The 18,052-nt window shown below is 71.6% G+C and carries 17 protein-coding genes; 14 read left to right on the top strand and 3 right to left on the bottom strand.

Annotated elements, in window-relative coordinates; all coding sequences use genetic code 11:
- Positions 1 to 83 precede the first annotated feature (83 nt).
- Genes ABD285_RS13225 through ABD285_RS13205 form a run of 5 tightly spaced genes read left to right on the top strand, consistent with a single transcriptional unit; the run spans position 84 to position 6,270 of the window.
- Complete coding sequence (locus ABD285_RS13225; protein ID WP_344202954.1) at positions 84 to 1,604, top strand: sugar ABC transporter ATP-binding protein; 1,521 nt, start codon at positions 84 to 86, stop codon at positions 1,602 to 1,604.
- Positions 1,601 to 2,662 carry an ABC transporter permease gene (locus ABD285_RS13220; RefSeq protein WP_284255121.1) on the top strand — a complete coding sequence of 354 codons (1,062 nt, stop codon included), beginning with the start codon at positions 1,601 to 1,603 and terminating at the stop codon, positions 2,660 to 2,662. Before ABD285_RS13225 ends, ABD285_RS13220 begins: the two co-directional genes overlap by 4 nt.
- The gene (locus ABD285_RS13215) at positions 2,659 to 3,666 is read left to right on the top strand and encodes an ABC transporter permease subunit (protein ID WP_284255122.1); all 1,008 of its coding nucleotides are present in this window, start codon (positions 2,659 to 2,661) and stop codon (positions 3,664 to 3,666) included. Before ABD285_RS13220 ends, ABD285_RS13215 begins: the two co-directional genes overlap by 4 nt.
- Before the next feature lie 50 nt (positions 3,667 to 3,716).
- A complete protein-coding gene (locus ABD285_RS13210; RefSeq protein ID WP_344202951.1) occupies positions 3,717 to 5,258 on the top strand; it encodes a sugar ABC transporter ATP-binding protein in 1,542 nt (513 codons plus the stop codon).
- Positions 5,251 to 6,270 carry a LacI family DNA-binding transcriptional regulator gene (locus ABD285_RS13205; protein WP_344202949.1) on the top strand — a complete coding sequence of 340 codons (1,020 nt, stop codon included), beginning with the start codon at positions 5,251 to 5,253 and terminating at the stop codon, positions 6,268 to 6,270. Before ABD285_RS13210 ends, ABD285_RS13205 begins: the two co-directional genes overlap by 8 nt.
- 18 nt (positions 6,271 to 6,288) lie before the next feature.
- Here the strand turns inward: ABD285_RS13205 and ABD285_RS13200 are convergent, their stop codons facing one another.
- Genes ABD285_RS13200 through ABD285_RS13190 form a run of 3 tightly spaced genes read right to left on the bottom strand, consistent with a single transcriptional unit; the run spans position 6,289 to position 8,471 of the window.
- Positions 6,289 to 6,918: a response regulator gene (locus ABD285_RS13200; RefSeq protein ID WP_284255124.1), complete on the bottom strand. Its 630-nt coding sequence runs from the start codon at positions 6,916 to 6,918 to the stop codon at positions 6,289 to 6,291.
- Positions 6,915 to 8,024 (bottom strand): sensor histidine kinase, encoded by a 1,110-nt coding sequence (locus ABD285_RS13195; protein ID WP_284255125.1) that lies wholly within the window; start codon positions 8,022 to 8,024, stop codon positions 6,915 to 6,917. The genes ABD285_RS13200 and ABD285_RS13195 overlap by 4 nt, the downstream gene beginning before the upstream one ends.
- A 9-nt stretch (positions 8,025 to 8,033) precedes the next feature.
- Entirely contained in the window at positions 8,034 to 8,471 is a 438-nt protein-coding gene (locus ABD285_RS13190; RefSeq protein ID WP_284255127.1) for a hypothetical protein, read from the bottom strand.
- A 92-nt stretch (positions 8,472 to 8,563) separates the two neighbouring features.
- Here ABD285_RS13190 and ABD285_RS13185 point away from each other — a divergent pair, with 92 nt between their 5' ends.
- From ABD285_RS13185 to infB, 9 genes are all read left to right on the top strand, one after another.
- Positions 8,564 to 8,917 (top strand): histidine triad nucleotide-binding protein, encoded by a 354-nt coding sequence (locus ABD285_RS13185; protein ID WP_284255128.1) that lies wholly within the window; start codon positions 8,564 to 8,566, stop codon positions 8,915 to 8,917.
- Complete coding sequence (locus tag ABD285_RS13180) at positions 8,901 to 9,995, top strand: PhoH family protein (RefSeq protein WP_425565036.1); 1,095 nt, start codon at positions 8,901 to 8,903, stop codon at positions 9,993 to 9,995. Before ABD285_RS13185 ends, ABD285_RS13180 begins: the two co-directional genes overlap by 17 nt.
- 79 nt (positions 9,996 to 10,074) lie before the next feature.
- Positions 10,075 to 10,536, top strand: coding sequence for an rRNA maturation RNase YbeY (gene ybeY / locus ABD285_RS13175; protein ID WP_284255129.1), 462 nt, complete (start codon positions 10,075 to 10,077; stop codon positions 10,534 to 10,536).
- Between the two features lie 16 nt (positions 10,537 to 10,552).
- On the top strand, positions 10,553 to 11,860 hold the full coding sequence (locus ABD285_RS13170; protein ID WP_284255130.1) for a hemolysin family protein: 1,308 nt from the start codon (positions 10,553 to 10,555) through the stop codon (positions 11,858 to 11,860).
- The gene (era, locus tag ABD285_RS13165) at positions 11,853 to 12,758 is read left to right on the top strand and encodes a GTPase Era (RefSeq protein ID WP_284255131.1); all 906 of its coding nucleotides are present in this window, start codon (positions 11,853 to 11,855) and stop codon (positions 12,756 to 12,758) included. The genes ABD285_RS13170 and era overlap by 8 nt, the downstream gene beginning before the upstream one ends.
- A 140-nt stretch (positions 12,759 to 12,898) precedes the next feature.
- Positions 12,899 to 13,855: a hypothetical protein gene (locus ABD285_RS13160; protein ID WP_344202944.1), complete on the top strand. Its 957-nt coding sequence runs from the start codon at positions 12,899 to 12,901 to the stop codon at positions 13,853 to 13,855.
- 68 nt (positions 13,856 to 13,923) lie between these two features.
- Complete coding sequence (gene nusA, locus ABD285_RS13155) at positions 13,924 to 14,904, top strand: transcription termination factor NusA (protein ID WP_344203551.1); 981 nt, start codon at positions 13,924 to 13,926, stop codon at positions 14,902 to 14,904.
- 26 nt (positions 14,905 to 14,930) lie between these two features.
- Positions 14,931 to 15,215, top strand: coding sequence for a YlxR family protein (locus ABD285_RS13150; protein WP_344202942.1), 285 nt, complete (start codon positions 14,931 to 14,933; stop codon positions 15,213 to 15,215).
- A 73-nt stretch (positions 15,216 to 15,288) separates the two neighbouring features.
- Positions 15,289 to 18,000 (top strand): translation initiation factor IF-2, encoded by a 2,712-nt coding sequence (infB, locus tag ABD285_RS13145; protein WP_344202940.1) that lies wholly within the window; start codon positions 15,289 to 15,291, stop codon positions 17,998 to 18,000.
- Positions 18,001 to 18,052 lie beyond the last annotated feature (52 nt).

Below are 18,052 nucleotides of genomic sequence, written 5' to 3'. Positions count from 1 at the left end.
CGCACGGACGGGCTGACCGCGATCGCGGCGCCGGAGCACACCGCCCCGGCGCCGCGATCGGCCGCCGAATCGAGGACATCGCCATGCCATCCACGGTCGTCGCCGAGCTCCGCGACATCACGATCGCGTTCCCGGGCGTCAAAGCGCTCGACGGGGTCGACCTCGTGCTGCGCGCCGGAGAGATCCACGCGCTCATGGGCGAGAACGGTGCGGGCAAGTCGACCCTCATCAAGGCCCTCACCGGCGTCTACGCCATCGACTCCGGCACGGTCGAGGTCGGCGGCCGGCCCCGGCGGTTCTCGGGCACGGCCGACGCGCAGGCCGCGGGCATCGCGACGGTCTACCAGGAGGTCAATCTCTGCACCAACCTCAGCGTGGGCGAGAACGTCATGCTGGGACGCGAGGTGCGGGGCCGCCTCGGCATCGACTGGTCCGCCACCCATCGCGCGGCCCGCACCGCGCTGGAGCTTCTGGGCCTGCAGATCGACACGCGCACGTCGCTGTCGTCGCACTCCATCGCCGTGCAGCAGCTCATCGCCATCGCACGCGCCACCGTGCTCGAGAGCGCCGTGCTCGTGCTCGACGAGCCCACGTCGAGCCTCGACCGCAGCGAGGTGGAGCAGCTCTTCGCCGTCGTGCGCCGGATGCGCGACACCGGCGTCGCGGTCCTGTTCGTCACGCACTTCCTCGACCAGGTCTACGAGCTGTGCGACCGGATCACCGTGCTGCGCAACGGCCGGCGGGTGGGCGAGTTCCCGACCGCGGAGCTGCCGAGGCGCGAACTCGTCTCGACGATGCTGGGCCGCGAGCTGGCCCGGCTCGAGGCGATCGAGGACCGCGCCCTGGCCGTCGGCGCCGCGGACTCCACGGTGCCCGTGCTGCGGGTCGAGGACCTGGGCCGCAAGGGCGTGATCGCCGGGGCGTCGCTCGAGCTGCGCCCGGGCGAGATCGTGGGGCTCGCCGGGCTCCTCGGCTCCGGGCGCACGGAGCTCGCGCGGCTGCTCTACGGAGCCGACCGTCCGGATGCCGGCCACGCCGAGGTGCACGGCCGGCCGGCCCGGCTCAGCAGCCCGCGGGCGGCGCTGGCCCACCGCATCGCCTTCTCGTCGGAGGACCGCCGGAGCGAGGGCATCATTCCCGATCTGAGCGTGCGCGAGAATCTCGTGCTCGCGGTGCAGGCGCAGCGCGGCTGGGCCCGGCCCCTGAGCCGCACGCAGCAGGATGCGATCGTCGAGCGCTACATGACCTCGCTCGGCGTCCAGCCCCCCGATGCCGGCGCGCTCATCCGCAACCTGTCGGGCGGCAACCAGCAGAAGGTGCTCCTGGGCCGCTGGCTCGCCACGGATCCCGAGCTCATCATCCTGGACGAGCCCACCCGCGGCATCGACGTCGGTGCGAAGGCGGAGATCCAGCGTGCGATCACGGACCTCGCGGCCGGCGGCGTCGCGGTGCTGTTCATCTCGTCGGAGCTCGAGGAGGTCGTGCGCATCTCGCAGCGCATCTACGTGCTGCAAGACCGGCATATCATCGCCCAAGTCGTCAACGAGGAGGACATCGACGTGGATGACATCGTCGCCCTGATCGCCGAGGGGACGGCCGCGTGATCGCGCTGCGGATCCTCCGGCATCGGCTGTTCTGGCCGATCGTCGCGCTCGTCCTCCTGGTGGCGATCAACACGCTGTCGCGTCCGTCGTTCTTGAGCATCACGATCAAGCACGGCGCCCTGTACGGCTCGAGCATCGACATCCTGCGCAACAGCTCGCAGCTGATGCTGGTCGCCCTCGGGATGACGCTCGTGATCGCGACGCGCGGCATCGACCTCTCCGTCGGCGCGGTGCTCGCGGTCGCGGGCGCCGTCTCGCTCACCTACATCGAGGCGTCGCCCGAGCCGGGCTCGGTCGGCACCGTCACGGTGGCCGTGGCGCTGGGTCTGCTCGTCACCCTCGTGCTCGGCGCGTGGAACGGGTTCCTCGTCTCGGTGGTGCGGATCCAGCCCATCATCGCGACGCTCCTGCTCATGTTCGCGGGCCGCGGCATCGCGATGCTCATCACCAAGGGGCAGATCACGACGGTGACGAGCGCGCCGTACGCGGAATTCGCCTCGGGCGTGATCCTCGGTCTGCCGGTCGCGTTCCTCATCGCGGTCGTGGTCGTCGCGATCGTGGGGCTGCTGGTGCGACGCACGGCGCTCGGCGTGCTCATGGAGGCCGTCGGCATCAACCCGGAGGCGAGCCGCCTGGCCGGCGTGCAGTCGCGCGGCATCATCTGGTCGGTCTACGCGATCTCGGGCCTGCTGGCCGGGATGGCGGGCATCCTCTACAGCTCGAACATCATGGCCGCCGACGCCAACAACGCGGGCCTCAACATCGAGGTCGACGCCATCCTCGCCGTCGTCATCGGCGGTACGTCGCTGGCCGGCGGCAAGTTCTCGATCGCCGGCACCGTGATCGGAGTCCTCATCATCCAGACCCTCACCACCTCGATCACGTTCCTCGGCATCCCGCCCGCGGTGACGCCGGTGTTCAAGGCCGTCGTCGTGATCGTGATCTGCCTCATGCAGTCGCGGCGCGTGCGCGGGCTGCTCGCCGTGCGCCGGCGGCCGGTGGCGCCGTCCGTGCCCGGCACGGCGGCGATCGATGCGAGCGCGGCGGTGAGCAAGTGACCGCCCCCGCCGCGACCGGGGCGCCCCGCCTCGGCGGCCGCGGCCGGTCGGTGCGCTATCGGCTGAACGCCTGGCTGCCCGTGCTCGCCACCTGCGTGATCCTCGTGCTCATGCTCGGCGCCGGGCAGGCCGTGTTCGGGGACTTCGTCTCGCCGCGTCTGCTGTCGTCGCTGTTCGACAACAACCCGTTCCTGATCGTGCTCGCGGTCGGCATGACGTTCGTCATCCTCACGGGCGGCATCGACCTCTCGGTCGGGTCGGTCATCGCCTTCAGCGGTCTGCTGGGAGCGCAGCTGTTCGCCGCCGGCTGGCCGGCCGCCGCGGTGCTGCCGCTCATGGTGCTCTCGGGAACGCTGATCGGCGCGGTCGTCGGGGTCATGGTGGCGTTCTTCGACATCCAGCCCTTCATCGCGTCGCTCGCGGGCATGTTCCTCGCCCGCGGCCTCGCCTACGTCACCAGCCTGAAGGCGCTGCCGATCCACAACGACGCGCTCAACTGGCTGCTCGGCACCTCGTGGGGCGTCGGCGACTGGACGACGACGCCCGGCGTGCTGCTGTCCCTCCTGCTCGTGGCGATCGCCTTCTGGGTGTTCCACTACACGCGGTTCGGGCGCACCGTGTACGCGGTGGGCGGCAACGAGCAGTCCGCGCGCCTCATGGGGCTCGCCGTGACGCGCACCGTGTTCCTCGTCTACCTGATCAGCGGCACGTGCGCCGGCATCGCCGGGGTGCTGTTCGCCTCGTACACGCAGTCGGGCAATCCCCTCGCCGGACTCGGCATGGAGCTGCAGGCGATCGCCGCCGTCGTGATCGGCGGCACGATCCTCACCGGCGGCAGCGGCTACGTCATCGGGTCGCTGTTCGGGGTGCTGGTCTACGGCCTCATCCAGATCTCGATCACCTACATGAGCGTCGACTCCTGGTGGACCTACATCGTGATCGGCGTCATGCTGCTGCTGTTCGTGGTGTTCCAGCGTGCGATCGCGGCTCGCCGGCGCCGGTAGCGACCTCCCCGGCGGCTAGTCTCGTGACCGTCGAGGTGAGGACGAGGCCCGTGTCGATTCACTCCGCACCGCCGGCGGCGCCGGTGCTCGAGGTGGTGGATGCCGACGTGCGCTTCGTCGGACAGGTCGCCCTCGAGAAGGCGGCGCTGCGGCTCTTCCCGGGCGAGGTGCACTCGCTCATGGGGGAGAACGGGGCGGGCAAGTCGACCCTCATCAAGGCCATCACCGGAGCGCAGCGCCTCGACGGCGGCCGGATCACCCTGCGCGGGCGACCCGTCGCGTTCTCCCGGCCCGCCGAGGCGGCGGCCGCCGGCATCGCCGCGGTCTACCAGGAGATCGAGCTCGTGCCCGAGCTGTCGGTCGCCGAGAACGTCATGCTCGGCGACGAGCCGCGCCGGTTCGGCGGCATCGACTGGCGCGAGACCCGGCGACAGGCGAGCCGCGCGCTGGCCCAGCTCGGCATCGACCTCGACCCCGCCTCCAGCCTGCGCAGCCACTCGCCGGCGGTGCAGCAGCTCGTCGCGATCGCCCGCGCCGTGCGGACCCGCCCCGACGTGCTGGTGCTCGACGAGCCGACCTCGAGCCTCGACCAGGACGAGGTCGCGCAGCTGTTCGACATCATGCGCGGTCTGAAGGCCGAGGGCGTCGCGATCCTGTTCATCTCGCACTTCCTCGAGCAGGTCTACGAGATCGCCGACCGGCTGACGATCCTGCGCAACGGACGGCTCGTCGGGGAGTACCTGACGGCCGACATCCTGCGGATCGAGCTCGTCGAGCGCATGCTCGGCACGACGGTCGGGGCGCTCGAGGACCTCCAGGATCGCGGTCGCGAGGAACCCGCGGCCCCGGATGCGCGCGTCGTCGTGCAGGCCACCGGCCTCGGCCGGAGCAACCGGATCGCGCCGTTCGACCTCACCGTGCGCGAGGGCGAGATCGTGGGCTTCGCCGGGCTGCTCGGGTCGGGTCGGACCGACGCGGCCCGCCTGGTCGGCGGAGTCGACCGGCCCGACGGCGGCACGCTGCGCATCGAGGACCGCACCCTGCGCTCGCCCTCGCCGCGGGCCGCCATCTCGGCCGGTGCCGTGTACTCCTCGGAGGACCGCACGTCGGAGGGCATCATCGCGCAGCTGAGCGTGCGCGAGAACATCCTGCTCGGCCTGCAGGGGCAGCTCGGCTGGCGGCATCGGATGTCGTGGTCGCGCCAGCGCGAGCTGGCGGGCAGCTACATCGAGGCCCTCGGCATCGCGCCCGCCGACCCGGAGGCGGTGGCGGGCACGCTCTCCGGCGGCAACCAGCAGAAGGTCCTGCTCGCGCGCTGGCTCGCGCTCGCGCCGCGCCTGCTGATCCTCGACGAGCCGACGCGCGGCATCGACGTGGGTGCGAAGGCGGAGATCCAGCGCCAGATCGTGTCGCTGGCCGAGAACGGCATGTCGGTCATCTTCATCTCGGCCGAGCTCGACGAGGTGCTGCGTCTCGGCGACCGCATCGTGGTGCTGCGCGACCGCGAGGTCGTCGGGGTGGTCGACGGCGACCTCCTCACGCCCGACCAGCTCCTGGCACTCATCGCTCAGGGGGGAGGCGACGATGGCTGAGCCGGTCACCCCGCGCAGCGCGAACATCTTCGACGTGGCGCGGCTCGCGGGCGTCTCGCACCAGACGGTGTCGCGCGTCATCAACGCGCACTCGAACGTCAAGCCGGCGACCCGGGCCCGGGTCGATGAGGCCATCCGGCAGCTGCGCTACCGGCCGTCGTCGGCGGCGCGCGCCCTGGTGACCAAGCGCTCGCGGACCATCGGCCTGATCACGAGCCGCAGCGCCGACTACGGCCCGTCGATGCTCGCGCTCGCCGTGACCGAGGCGGCCGCGGCCGCGCGCTACACGGTCGTCACCACGACGCTGACCGACGCCCAGCCGAGCTCCGTGCGCGCGTCGATCGAGGCACTGCTGCGCCAGAACGTCGAGGCGATGGTGCTGGTGGCCATCGACATCGCGGTCGCCGACATCGCGCGCGATCAGGCATCCGGAGCGCCCCTCGTGGTCATCGCCGCGGAGGCCGAGCCGCACCTGCAGTCGGTGTCGATCGATCAGTACGGCGGCGCGCGGCTCGCCACTCGGCACCTGCTCGGCCTCGGCTACGAGACCGTGGCGCACGTCGCCGGACCCGCGCGCAATCCGGATGCCGTGGAGCGCGTACGCGGCTGGACCACGGAGCTCTCGGCCGCCGGCGCCCCGCCCGGCGTGCGCGTGGACGCCGACTGGTCGGCGCGCGGCGGCTACGACGCGGGCATGATCCTGCCGGTCGAGCCCGGGCGGACCGCGGTCTTCGCCGGCAACGACCAGATGGCTCTCGGGCTGATCTCCGCGTTGCGTTCGCGGGGCTACATCGTGCCCGACATGGTGAGCGTCGTCGGGTTCGACGACATCCCGGAGGCCGGTTTCTTCGCGCCGCCGCTGACGACGATCCGCCAGGACTTCGAGTCCCTCGGCGCACTGACGATGCAGCGCGTGCTGGCGATCCTCGAGGGAGCGCCGCCGCAGGAGCCGGAACGGCCGATCTCGACGCGCCTCGTCATTCGCGACTCGACGGCGCCGTCGCGCGACTGACGGCGCCAGCCGGCCGGGCTACTCGGCCCCGAGCAGGCCGCGCCGGAAACCCTCCGCGACCGCGGCGGCCCGGTCGCCCACCCCGAGCTTCGCGTAGATGCTCAGCAGGTGGGTCTTGATGGTCGCCTCGCTCAGGTGCAGGCGCTCGCCGGCCGCGCGGTTCGTGGCGCCGTCGGCGACGAGGGCGAGCACCTCGAGCTCGCGCGGGCTGAGCAGCCCGGTCTCGGGCCTGCGCACGCGATCGACCAGGCGCGAGGCGACCGAGGGCGCCAGCACGGCATGGCCCCGCGCGGCCGCCGTGACGGCACGGATGAGCTCGTCGCGCGGCGCGTCCTTCAGCAGGTATCCCGTCGCCCCCGCCTCGATCGCGGGCAGCACGTCGGCGTCGGCGTCGTACGTCGTCAGCACGACGACGCGCGCGCTCACGCCGAGCCGGTCGAGCTCGCGGATCGCGGCGACCCCGTCGGTGCGGGGCATGCGCAGGTCCATGAGCACGACATCCGGCTGCAGGGCGTGCGCGAGGCCGACCGCCTCGGCGCCGTCGGACGCCTCGCCGACGACCTCGATGTCCGGGTCGGACGAGACCATGCCGACGATCCCGTCGCGCACCACGGGATGGTCGTCGGCGACCAGCAGCCGGATCGTCATGCCGGTACCTCCACCAGGACCGCCGTGCCGTGACCGGGGCGCGACTCGATCCGCAGCTCGCCCGCGAGCGCCTCGATCCGCTGGCGCATCGCGACGAGGCCGTAGCCGTGGTCGGCGGTCGTCGCCGGCGGCGTCGCCGGGTCGAAGCCCCGGCCGTCGTCGCGCACCTCGAGCCGGGCGCCCTGCGCGGTGACCCGCAGGGCGAGGGTCACCCGACCCGCCCGCGCGTGGCGCTCGACGTTCGCGAGCGCCTCCTGAGCGGTGCGCAGCAGCGCCACCTCCGCATCGGTCGGCAGCGCGCGGTCCGGTCCGGTCGTCGTCACGTCGGCCCGGATGCCGGTGCGCTCCGACCACGAACGCGCGACGTTCGCGATGGCCTCCGGCAGCCGCACGGCGTCGAGCGCGACCGGACGCAGCGCCTGCACCGAGCGCCGCGCCTCCGCGAGCCCGTCGCGGGCGAGCGCCAGTGCCGCGTCGCTGTGCCGGCGCCGGGCCGCCGCATCCGGCGCCTCGTCCGCCGCCTGCAGCTGGGTGACGATGCCGGCGAAGTTCTGCGCGAGCGTGTCGTGGATCTCCCCGGCGAGCCGGGTTCGCTCCGCGTCGACGCCGGCCTGCTCGTCCTGGCGCTGGGAGACCCGCAGCCCCCACGACAGGCCGCACATGATCGCGACGTTGAGCGCGATCACGGCGGCGGCCGCGGCGGTGCCGAGCGGGCCGCTGCGGGCGAAGCTCGAGCTCTGCGCGATCCCCGCCACGACCGCCGTCGCACCGACCGCCAGCAGCTGCCACGGCCACTCCACGAGCGCGTAGGCGAACGAGAAGGTCGCGATGGCGAGGAAGCCGAACCAACCGGCGCGCAGCACGAGCACGAGGTTCAGCGCGATCATCACCGTCACGAAGACGCCGATCGCCGCGGGGTGGGCCTCCGTCCACCACATCAGAACGACGCGGAAGACGAACACCCAGACCGCGGCGAACCCGCACAGCGCCAGATCGACGGCGAGCCCCGGCCGGCCCCACTCGATGCCGACGGTGAAGGCGGTGAGCGTGCCGAGCACGAGGAACGGCACGACCGTCTGCACGATCCGCCAGCGACCGTCGATCACGAGCCGACCCTACGCGGCGCGCTCGGCGTCCGACACCGCGGTCGTCGACGCGGTGGCTTTCGGGAAGAGCGCGGCTGTCCGGGGCAGGTTCAGGATGATCGCCGCCGGCAGCACCAGCGCGCCGCACAGCGCCTGCTCGAGACGCACCCAGTCGGGCAGGAACCCGGGGATCGCGACGATCACGATGACCGCGATCACGACCACCGGGCTGATGATCCGCGTGCGGATCCAGGAGGAGCGCGAGCCGCGCGCGGCGGCGACTGCGAGCAGGAGCAGGACGAGCGCGCTGGCGAGCACGAGCGAGCAGCGGGTCCAGATCGCACTGTCGACCGAGGTGCCGGTGACGGACTGGACCACGAGCACGGTCTCCATCGCCCCGCTCACGAGGAGGTAGGCGGTGACGAGCACGAGCACGGGACGGAATCGGGAGCGGAGGGTTTCGTTCATGTCCTCCAGCGTGAGCTCGGCGGCATCCGGCGGGGATCGACCGATCGGCTGGACTCCGACGCCGAACGATGGACCTTCGTAGACTGGATGCCATGGCCGAGCCCACCGTCTTCGAGCGGATCGTCGCGCGCGAGATCCCCGCCGACATCGTGTACGAGGACGACCGGGTCATCGCGTTCACCGACGTCGCCCCGAAGGCGCCGGTGCACCTGCTCGTCGTGCCGAAGACGGCGGCGTACCGCAATGTCGGCGAGCTCGCCGGCGCCGATCCCCAGCTGCTCGCCCACATCGTGGACGTCGCGCAGAAGCTCGCCGACGAGCGCACCGGCGGCGACCACCGGCTCATCTTCAACACCGGCGAGGATGCTGGGCAGACCGTCTTCCACGTGCACGCGCACGTGCTGGGCACCGGCCTTCAGGAAGGATCCCTTGGCAACGAGCTCTGACGAATCGGCCGGCCCCGGCGTGGGCCGGGCCGAGCTCGAGGTCGACGGCGTCGCCATGGTGCGCCTGCTCGGTCCGCAGGACCGGCTGCTCACGACCATCGAGCACGAGTTCCCCGACGTGGCCGTGCACGTGCGGGGCAATCACGTGACTCTCGAGGGCCCCGCCGAGCAGGTGCGGGATGCCGAGCGCCTCGTGCGCGAGCTGATCCAGCTCGTGCGCAACGGCGTCGATCTCGGCGATGCCGAGGTCACGAGCTCGCGCCGCATCCTCCAGCGTGGCGAGGGCAGCCCTGCCGAGGTGCTGAGCCAGGCGATCCTCACCGCGCGCGGCAAGTCGATCCGGCCCAAGACCCTGGGCCAGAAGTCGTACGTCGACGCGATCGATCACAACACCATCGTGTTCGGCATCGGCCCCGCGGGCACCGGCAAGACCTACCTGGCGATGGCGAAGGCCGTGCAGGCGCTGCAGCGCAAGGAGGTCGAGCGCATCATCCTGTCGCGTCCCGCGATCGAGGCGGGGGAGCGGCTCGGATTCCTGCCCGGGACGCTGACCGACAAGATCGACCCCTACCTGCGGCCTCTCTACGATGCGCTCAACGAGATGATGGACCCCGAGCTGGTGCCGAAACTGCTCGCCGCCGGCACGGTCGAGGTCGCCCCGCTCGCCTACATGCGCGGGCGCACGCTCAACAACGCGTTCGTCGTGCTCGACGAGGCGCAGAACACGACGCCGGAGCAGATGAAGATGTTCCTCACCCGCCTCGGGTTCGGCACGAAGATGGTCGTGACCGGTGACGTCACGCAGATCGACCTGCCGACCGGGGCGTCGGGGCTGCAGCTCGTCTCGCGGATCCTCGAGGGGATGGACGACATCCACTTCACCCGCCTCGGCTCGGAGGACGTGGTGCGGCACTCGCTCGTCGGGCGCATCGTCGACGCGTACACGAAGTACGACGCCGAGCGGCAGGCGCGCGCCTACGAGGGCCAGTCCGCGCGGGAGGGCGCGAACCGCGCCGAGCGCCGGGCGGGACTCGGCCGCGCGCCGCAGGACCGCAAGCCGCGGCGGGATAATCGGTGAACGCGAGCGGCGAATCGGCGGCGTGTACGGCGATTCGCCGCCTCGCGCCGCAGGAGCGGCGGCGCGAGCAGGAGACGACGTGAGCATCGAGATCAACAACGAGTCCGGGGTCGAGGTCGACGAGGGCGCCCTGCTGCGGCTCGCGACGTTCGCGCTCGACCACCTGCGCGTGCACCCCGGCGCCGACCTCGCCATCCTGCTCGTCGACGAGGCCGCCATGGAGCAGCTGCACGTGCAGTGGATGGACGAGCCCGGGCCGACCGATGTGCTGTCGTTCCCGATGGACGAGCTGCGACCCGGCACCGACGAGGACATCACCCCGCCGGGCCTGCTCGGCGACATCGTGCTGTGCCCGCCCGTCGCGATCGCGCAGGCGAAGGAGGCGGGCCACTCGATGATCGAGGAACTGGAGCTGCTGACCGCGCACGGCATCCTGCACCTGCTCGGGTTCGACCACGCCGAACCGGATGACGAGCGCGAGATGTTCGGGATCCAGCGCGACATCCTCGTCGGGTTCACGCTCGCCGAGCGGAAGCGCTGATGACCGGCGACCGGCGATGATCCCCGTCTTCATCGCGGTCGCGGTGCTGCTCGTGGCCTTCGGCGGGTTGCTGGCCGCCGCCGACGCCGCGCTCGGCGTGCTGAGTCGCAACGACATCCTGGAGCTCGCCCAGGCGCGCCGTGCGCGGCGCTCGCTGCTCGCGATCGCGGGCGACATCGCGGAGCACGTCAACGCGATCAACTTCGTGCGCGTCGTGTCCGAGACCGCGGCCGCGGTGCTCGTCACGCTCGTCTGGGCGACCGTGTTCGGGTCCGAATGGTGGTGGACGCTCCTCGTGAGCGGGCTCATCATGACGGCGGTGTCGTTCGTGCTCGTGGGATCGAGTCCGCGGTCGGTGGGGCGCGCGCACGCCCGTGGCATCCTGCTGTTCGCGGCGCCCGTGCTGCGCGCCTCGCGGGTCGTGCTGGGGCCGCTCGCCGACCTCCTCGTCGCGATCGGCCGGCGCGTGACGCCGGGACGCCCGCCCGCCGCGACGTTCTCGAGCGAGGAGCAGCTGCTCTCGATGGTCGATGAGGCGACCGAGCTCGACGTGCTCGAGGAGGACGACCGCGAGCTCATCCATTCGATCTTCGAGTGGGGCGACACCGTCGTGCGCGAGGTCATGATCCCGCGCACCGACATGGTGACGGTCGACGACGATGTGACCGTGTTCGCGGCGATGACGCAGCTGCTGCGCACCGGCGTCTCGCGCATGCCGGTCGAGGGCAAGGACGCCGACGACATCGTCGGGGTGCTCTACCTGCGCGACGCCGCGCGGCTCGCGCACGAGGCGCGCCGGGATGCGAAGACGACGCTCGTGCGCGACCTCGCGAAGCCCGCGATGTTCGTGCCCGAGTCGAAGAAGGCCGACGAGACCCTGCGCGAGATGCAGCGCGCGTCGACGCACCTCGCCATGGTCGTCGACGAGTACGGCGGCATCGCCGGCCTCGTGACCCTCGAGGACCTGATCGAGGAGCTGGTCGGCGACATCTCCGACGAGTACGACCGGGAGGTGCGCGAGGTCGTCGACCTCGGCGACGGCCTCTACCGGGTCAGCGCCCGGCTGCCGACGGATGAGCTCGGCGACCTGTTCGGCATCGACCTCGACGACGACGACGTCGACTCCGTCGGCGGACTGCTCGGCAAGGCGCTCGGCCGGCTGCCCACGGCCGGTGCGGCGACCGTGGTGTCGGGGCTCAAGCTCACGGCCGAGCGCGTGGAACGCCGCCGGGTCGTGACGGTGCTCGTCGAGGCCACGCCCGACCTGCTCGCGTTCCAGGAGCGGCGCCGGGCCGATCGTGCGGAGGTCGAACGCCATGACTGAGACGGGCGCTGACACGTTCCGGGCGGGATTCGCGTCCTTCGTCGGCCGGCCGAACGTCGGCAAGTCGACGCTCACCAACGCCCTCGTGGGCGAGAAGGTGGCGATCACGTCGTCCAAGCCGCAGACGACGCGGCACGCCATCCGGGGCATCGTGCACACGGCCGGCGGCCAGCTCGTGATCGTCGACACCCCCGGCATGCACCGGCCGCGCACGCTGCTGGGGGAGCGGTTGAACGCCGTCGTCGCGGCGACGCTCGGCGATGTCGACGTGATCGGGTTCTGCGTGCCCGCCGACGAGAAGCTGGGGCCGGGCGACCGGTTCATCAACGAGCAGCTCGACGCCTTCCCGCGGGCGCGCAAGGTGGCCATCGTGACCAAGGTGGATGCCGCCCCGCGCGGCATGGTCGCCGCGCGGCTTCTCGCCGTGAGCGAGCTGCGGGAGTGGGAGGCGGTCGTGCCCGTGTCGGCGGCGTCGCTCATCCAGCTCGACGTGCTCACCTCGGAGCTCGTCAAGCTGCTGCCGCCGTCGCCGCCGCTGTACCCCGACGAGGCGGTCACCGACGAGTCGCTGGAGACCCGGATCGCGGAGCTCATCCGCGAGGCAGCGCTCGAGGGCGTCTCGGACGAGCTGCCGCACTCGCTCGCGGTGACGATCGACGACCTCGTCGAGCGCGACGATCGCGAGCTCGTCGAGGTCTACGCGAACCTCTGGGTCGAGCGCGACAGTCAGAAGGGCATCGTGATCGGCCGCGGCGGATCCCGCCTGCAGGAGGTCGGCGCCCGCGCCCGCGCCTCGATCGAGCCGCTGATCGGCAAGCAGGTCTTCCTCTCGCTCCGCGTCAAGGTCGCGAAGGAATGGCAACGCGACCCGAAGCAGCTCGGCCGCCTCGGCTTCTGACGTGGCAAGCCCCCGCGCCGCGCGCACCACGGATTCGTGCCTCCGTGTCGGTTCCCTCCACCAAGGCGACCGGAACGCACGAATCCACCAGGGACGAGGCGATGCGTCCGGCGCGGAGGACCCGGGACGAGGATCGCCGGATGCGGCGCTCTCCTCTCCCGTCCTCGTTCGACGGCTGGGCCTTCCGGTCGTCCGAGGCGCAACTGCTGCTCGGCCTGTCGCCGCGTCGGCTCCGCGCCCCCGACATCCAGCATCCGCACCGCGGGGCCCGGTCGATCGGACTCGATTTCGAGCGGCTCCGAGACCGCTGTCGAGCGCTCGAGACGCTGTTGCCGCCGGATGCCGTGTTCTCCCATGTGACCGCCCTCGGTCTCTTAGGTGCACCGGTTCCCGCCTCCGCGGAGCTCCACGTCTCGGTTCCGGTCCCGCGCACCCCGCCGCGGCGGCCGGGAGTGCGCGGACACTCCCTGACCTCCGTCTCGGCGCGGATCCTCGACGACCTGCCCGTCGTAGCCGCCGAGGCGGCGTGGCGGCAGTCGGCGTCGCTGCTCGACCGGAGAGAGCTCGTCGCGGCCGGCGATTCGCTCGTGACCGGACGCCGGGTCGCGGGAGTCCGCCGCGCCGGCGTCACCACGATCGAGCGTCTCGCGCGCACCGTCGACCTGGACCGGGGTCGTCCCGGCAACGCCCGGGCCCGATGGGCTCTCGCCAGGGTGCGTTCAGGGGTGGACTCCGCGGCCGAGACCGAGATTCGGCTGCTGCTGGCCGGCGCCGGTCTCCCGGAGCCGCTGGTCGACCACCCGATCGTGGTTGCCGGCGGCCTCGTGCTGCACTCGGACATCGCTTATCCGGAGGCGCGGATCGACATCGAGTACGAGGGGGATGGCCATCGCGCCGATCGCGCGACCTGGTACGGCGACATCGAACGGCGGGAGTTGATCGAGGACGCGGGCTGGCGCATGGTGCGGGTGGCGGCGCCGGCGCTCCGCGATGCCGCGCCGCTGGTGGGCCGCATCCGGAATCTGCTCTCGATTCGTGCCTTCGGGTCGCAGGCGCAGGCCCAAGCGACCAGGACGCACGAATCGCGGGGGCGCTGAACGAGTGCGATGACGCCTAGAATCGACGGATGCCCCGGACGGGGTCAGAGCTCAATATCGGAGGCCCCGTGGACATCGACCTCACCATGCTGCGCATGATGGAGCGCGAGCGCGAGATCCCGTTCGATGAGCTCGTCACGATCATCGAGCAGGCGATCCTCACCGCCTACCTCAAGCACACCGGCACCGACCCCGAGTCCGGCGCGCGCGTCGAGCTCGACCGCAAGACCGGGCACGTGACGGTGTACGTGCCCGAACTCGACGACGACGGGGAGCAGATCGGCGAGGCCGTCGACAACCCCGACGACTTCGGGCGCATCTCGGCCTTCGCCGCGAAGCAGGTCATCAACCAGCGGCTGCGCGACATCGGCGACGACAAGGTGCTGGGGGAGTTCCGCAACCGCGAGGGCGACATCGTCGCCGGCGTCATCCAGCAGGGCCCGAACCCGCGCATGATCCACATCGACCTCGGTTCGGTCGAGGCGATCCTGCCGCCCGAGGAGCAGGTGCCCGGCGAGGACTACGCGCACGGCACCCGCATCCGGGTCTACGTGACGAGCGTGAGCAAGGGGCTCAAGGGACCGTCGATCACGGTCAGCCGCACGCATCCCGGTCTGGTGCGCAAGCTGTTCGCGCTCGAGGTGCCCGAGATCGCCTCCGGCGCGGTCGAGATCACGAGCCTCGCGCGGGAGGCCGGCCACCGCACCAAGATCGCCGTGCGGGCCACCCAGCCGGGCATCAATGCCAAGGGCGCCGCGATCGGGGAGCTCGGCCAGCGGGTGCGCGCGGTCACGAGCGAGCTGCGCGACGAGAAGATCGACATCGTCGACTGGTCGGATGACCTCGCCACGTTCGTCGCCAACGCATTGAGCCCCGCGAAGGTCTCGAGCGCCTTCGTCGTCGACGAGTCGACGCGGGCCGTGCGGGCGCTCGTGCCCGACTACCAGCTCTCGCTCGCCATCGGCAAGGAGGGCCAGAACGCGCGCCTCGCGGCGAAGCTGACGGGGGCGCGCATCGACATCCAGCCCGACAGCGTCATGGAGGGCTGAGGCGCACGCTCGGTGCGCGGGGTAGTATGGAGTCCGTCAGAACCTGCCTGGGTTGCCGGCAGCGCGCCCCCCGATCCTCACTCGTGAGAGTCGTGGCGCGCGACGGCCGGGTCGCGGTGGATGCCGCGGCTCGCCTCCCCGGGCGGGGCGCGTGGCTGCATCGCAGCCAGGCGTGCGTCGAGACCGCCCTGAAGCGCAAGGCCTTCGGCCGGGCGCTGCGGGCGGACAACCTCGACGCGACCGGGCTCCTCCAGGAGTTCGGTGTCGACACCCTCAACCAGAAGGCTGAAAAGGCTATGGACCAGTCATGAGCGGCTCGAAATGAGCCTCCTCACCCACTGACGTCCGCTCCTGTCCGGGAGCGGGCACCCTGACAGGAGAAATGTGGCCAACCCACGTGTGCATGAAGTCGCTGCCGATCTCGGCATCGACAGCAAGATCGCGCTCGACAAGCTCAAGGACATGGGCGAGTTCGTCAAGAGCGCGTCGTCGAGCATCGCCCCGCCCGTCGCGCGTCGCCTGAAGGCGGCCCTCGAGGCGGACCCGAACGTCAAGGTCGCGGAGAAGCCCACGGCCTCGCCCGCGCCGCCGAAGTCCGCGACGCCGAAGTCGGCTGACCCGGCGGCGCCGACGCCCGCTCCTGCGCCGACCCCTGCGGCGCCCGCGCCCGCGCCCGCCGAGAGTGCAGCGCCGGCCGCCGCGCCCGCGGCCGCCGCGCCGCAGGCCGACGCCCCGGATGCCGCGGCAGCGCCGCGCCCCGCCGACGGCGGCGTCGCGCGCCCGGGCGGCCCGCGTCCCGGCGCCCCGCGTCCCGGCAACAACCCCTACGCGTCGTCGCAGGGCATGTCGCGTCCCGGAGCGCCGCGTCCCGGTAACAACCCGTTCTCGTCCACGCAGGGCATGCCGCGTCCGGGTGGGGGCAACATCCCGCGCCCTGCGGCACCCCGCCCCGGGTCCCCGCGCCCGGGGGCTCCGCGTCCCGGCGGCCCGGGTCGTCCCGGCGCCCCGTTCCAGCAGCGTCCCGGCGGCGGTCGTCCCGGCGGCGGTGGCGGCGGATTCCAGCGTCCCGGTGGCGCTCCCGGCGGCGGCGGTTACGCCGGCCGTCCCGGCGGCGGCGGTGGTCGCGGTCGCGGTCCGGGCGGCGGCACCGCGGGAGCGTTCGGTCGTGGCGGAGGCAAGAGCCGCGCCCGCAAGTCGAAGCGGACGAAGCGCGCCGAATTCGAGATGCGCGATGCCCCGACGATCGGCGGCGTCAGCGTTCCCCGTGGTGATGGCAGCACGATCATCCGGATGCGACGCGGCGCCTCGATCGTCGACTTCGCCGAGAAGATCGAGAGCCTGACCGGCTACAGCGTGCAGCCGGGCAACCTCGTGACCGTGCTCTTCCAGCTCGGCGAGATGGCCACGGCCACCGAGTCGCTGGACGAGTCCACATTCGAGATCCTCGGCGGGGAACTGGGCTACAAGGTCCAGGTCGTCTCGCCGGAGGACGAGGACAAGGAGCTCCTGGAGGGCTTCGGTCTCGACCTCGAGCAGGAGCTCGAGGACGAGGACGAGTCCGACCTCGAGATCCGTCCGCCGGTCGTGACCGTGGTCGGCCACGTCGACCACGGAAAGACGAAGCTGCTCGACGCCATCCGCCAGACGAACGTCGTGGCGGGCGAGGCCGGCGGCATCACCCAGCACATCGGCGCCTACCAGGTGTGGACCGAGCACGACGGCATCGAGCGCGCCATCACCTTCATCGACACCCCGGGTCACGAGGCGTTCACCGCCATGCGTGCCCGCGGTGCGCAGGTGTCGGACATCGCGATCCTCGTGGTCGCCGCCGACGACGGCATCATGCCGCAGACGGTGGAGGCCCTGAACCACATGCAGGCGGCGAACGTGCCGATCGTGGTCGCGGTGAACAAGGTCGACAAGGAGGGCGCCAACCCCGCCCGCGTGCGCCAGCAGCTCACCGAGTTCGGCCTGGTCGCGGAGGAGTTCGGCGGCGACACCATGTTCGTCGACGTCTCCGCGCTGCAGGGCAAGGGAATCCCGGAGCTCCTGGACGCCGTGCTGCTGACCGCGGATGCCGGACTCGACCTGCGTGCGAACCCGAACAAGGACGCGCGCGGGATCGCGATCGAGGCGAAGCTCGACCGGGGCCGCGGTGCGGTCGCGACCGTGCTCATCCAGTCGGGCACGCTGCACGTCGGCGACGCGATCGTCGCGGGAACGGCCTACGGCCGCGTCCGCGCGATGCACGACGAGAACGGCGACGCGGTCGAGGAGGCCCAGCCCTCTCGCCCGGTGCAGGTGCAGGGTCTGTCGACCGTGCCCCGCGCGGGCGACACCTTCCTCGTCACCGAGGAGGACCGCACCGCCCGCCAGATCGCCGAGAAGCGCGAGGCCGTCGAGCGCAACGCCCAGCTGGCCAAGGCCCGCAAGCGGATCTCGCTCGAGGACTTCACCCGTGCTCTCGAGGAGGGCAAGGTCGAGTCGCTCAACCTCATCATCAAGGGCGACGTCTCCGGTGCCGTCGAGGCGCTCGAGGAGGCCCTGCTCAAGATCGAGATCGACGACAGCGTCCAGCTGCGCATCCTGCACCGCGGTGTGGGTGCCGTCACCGAGTCGGACATCGACCTGGCGACGATCGACAACGCGATCGTGATCGGGTTCAACGTCCGCCCCGACGTGAAGGCACGCGAGCGCGCTCAGCGCGAGGGCATCGACGTGCGGTTCTACTCGGTCATCTACGCGGCGCTCGAGGACATCGAGAGCTCGCTCAAGGGCATGCTCAAGCCGGAGTTCGAGGAGGTGCAGTCGGGCGTCGCCGAGATCCGCGAGATCTTCCGGTCGAGCAAGTTCGGCAACATCGCCGGTGTCATCGTCCGGTCGGGCACCATCACCCGCAACGCCAAGGCGCGGGTCATCCGCGATGGCGTCGTCGTCGGCGACAACCTCGCCATCGAGTCGCTGCGGCGGTTCAAGGACGACGTCACCGAGGTTCGCACGGACTTCGAGGCCGGTATCGGGCTCGGCAAGTTCAACGACATCCAGATCGGCGACGAGATCGAGACGATCGAGATGCGCGAGAAGGTTCGGGCGTAGTTTCTCGGGGTCGCCCCGGCTCCGTGGGGTGGCATCCGAAAGGCAAGAGCGG

This window comes from Pseudolysinimonas kribbensis, from assembly GCF_039531715.1.
In the GTDB taxonomy this organism is placed as follows: Bacteria; Actinomycetota; Actinomycetes; order Actinomycetales; family Microbacteriaceae; genus Pseudolysinimonas; species Pseudolysinimonas kribbensis.
This window is presented reverse-complemented; position numbering and strand designations above follow the sequence as displayed.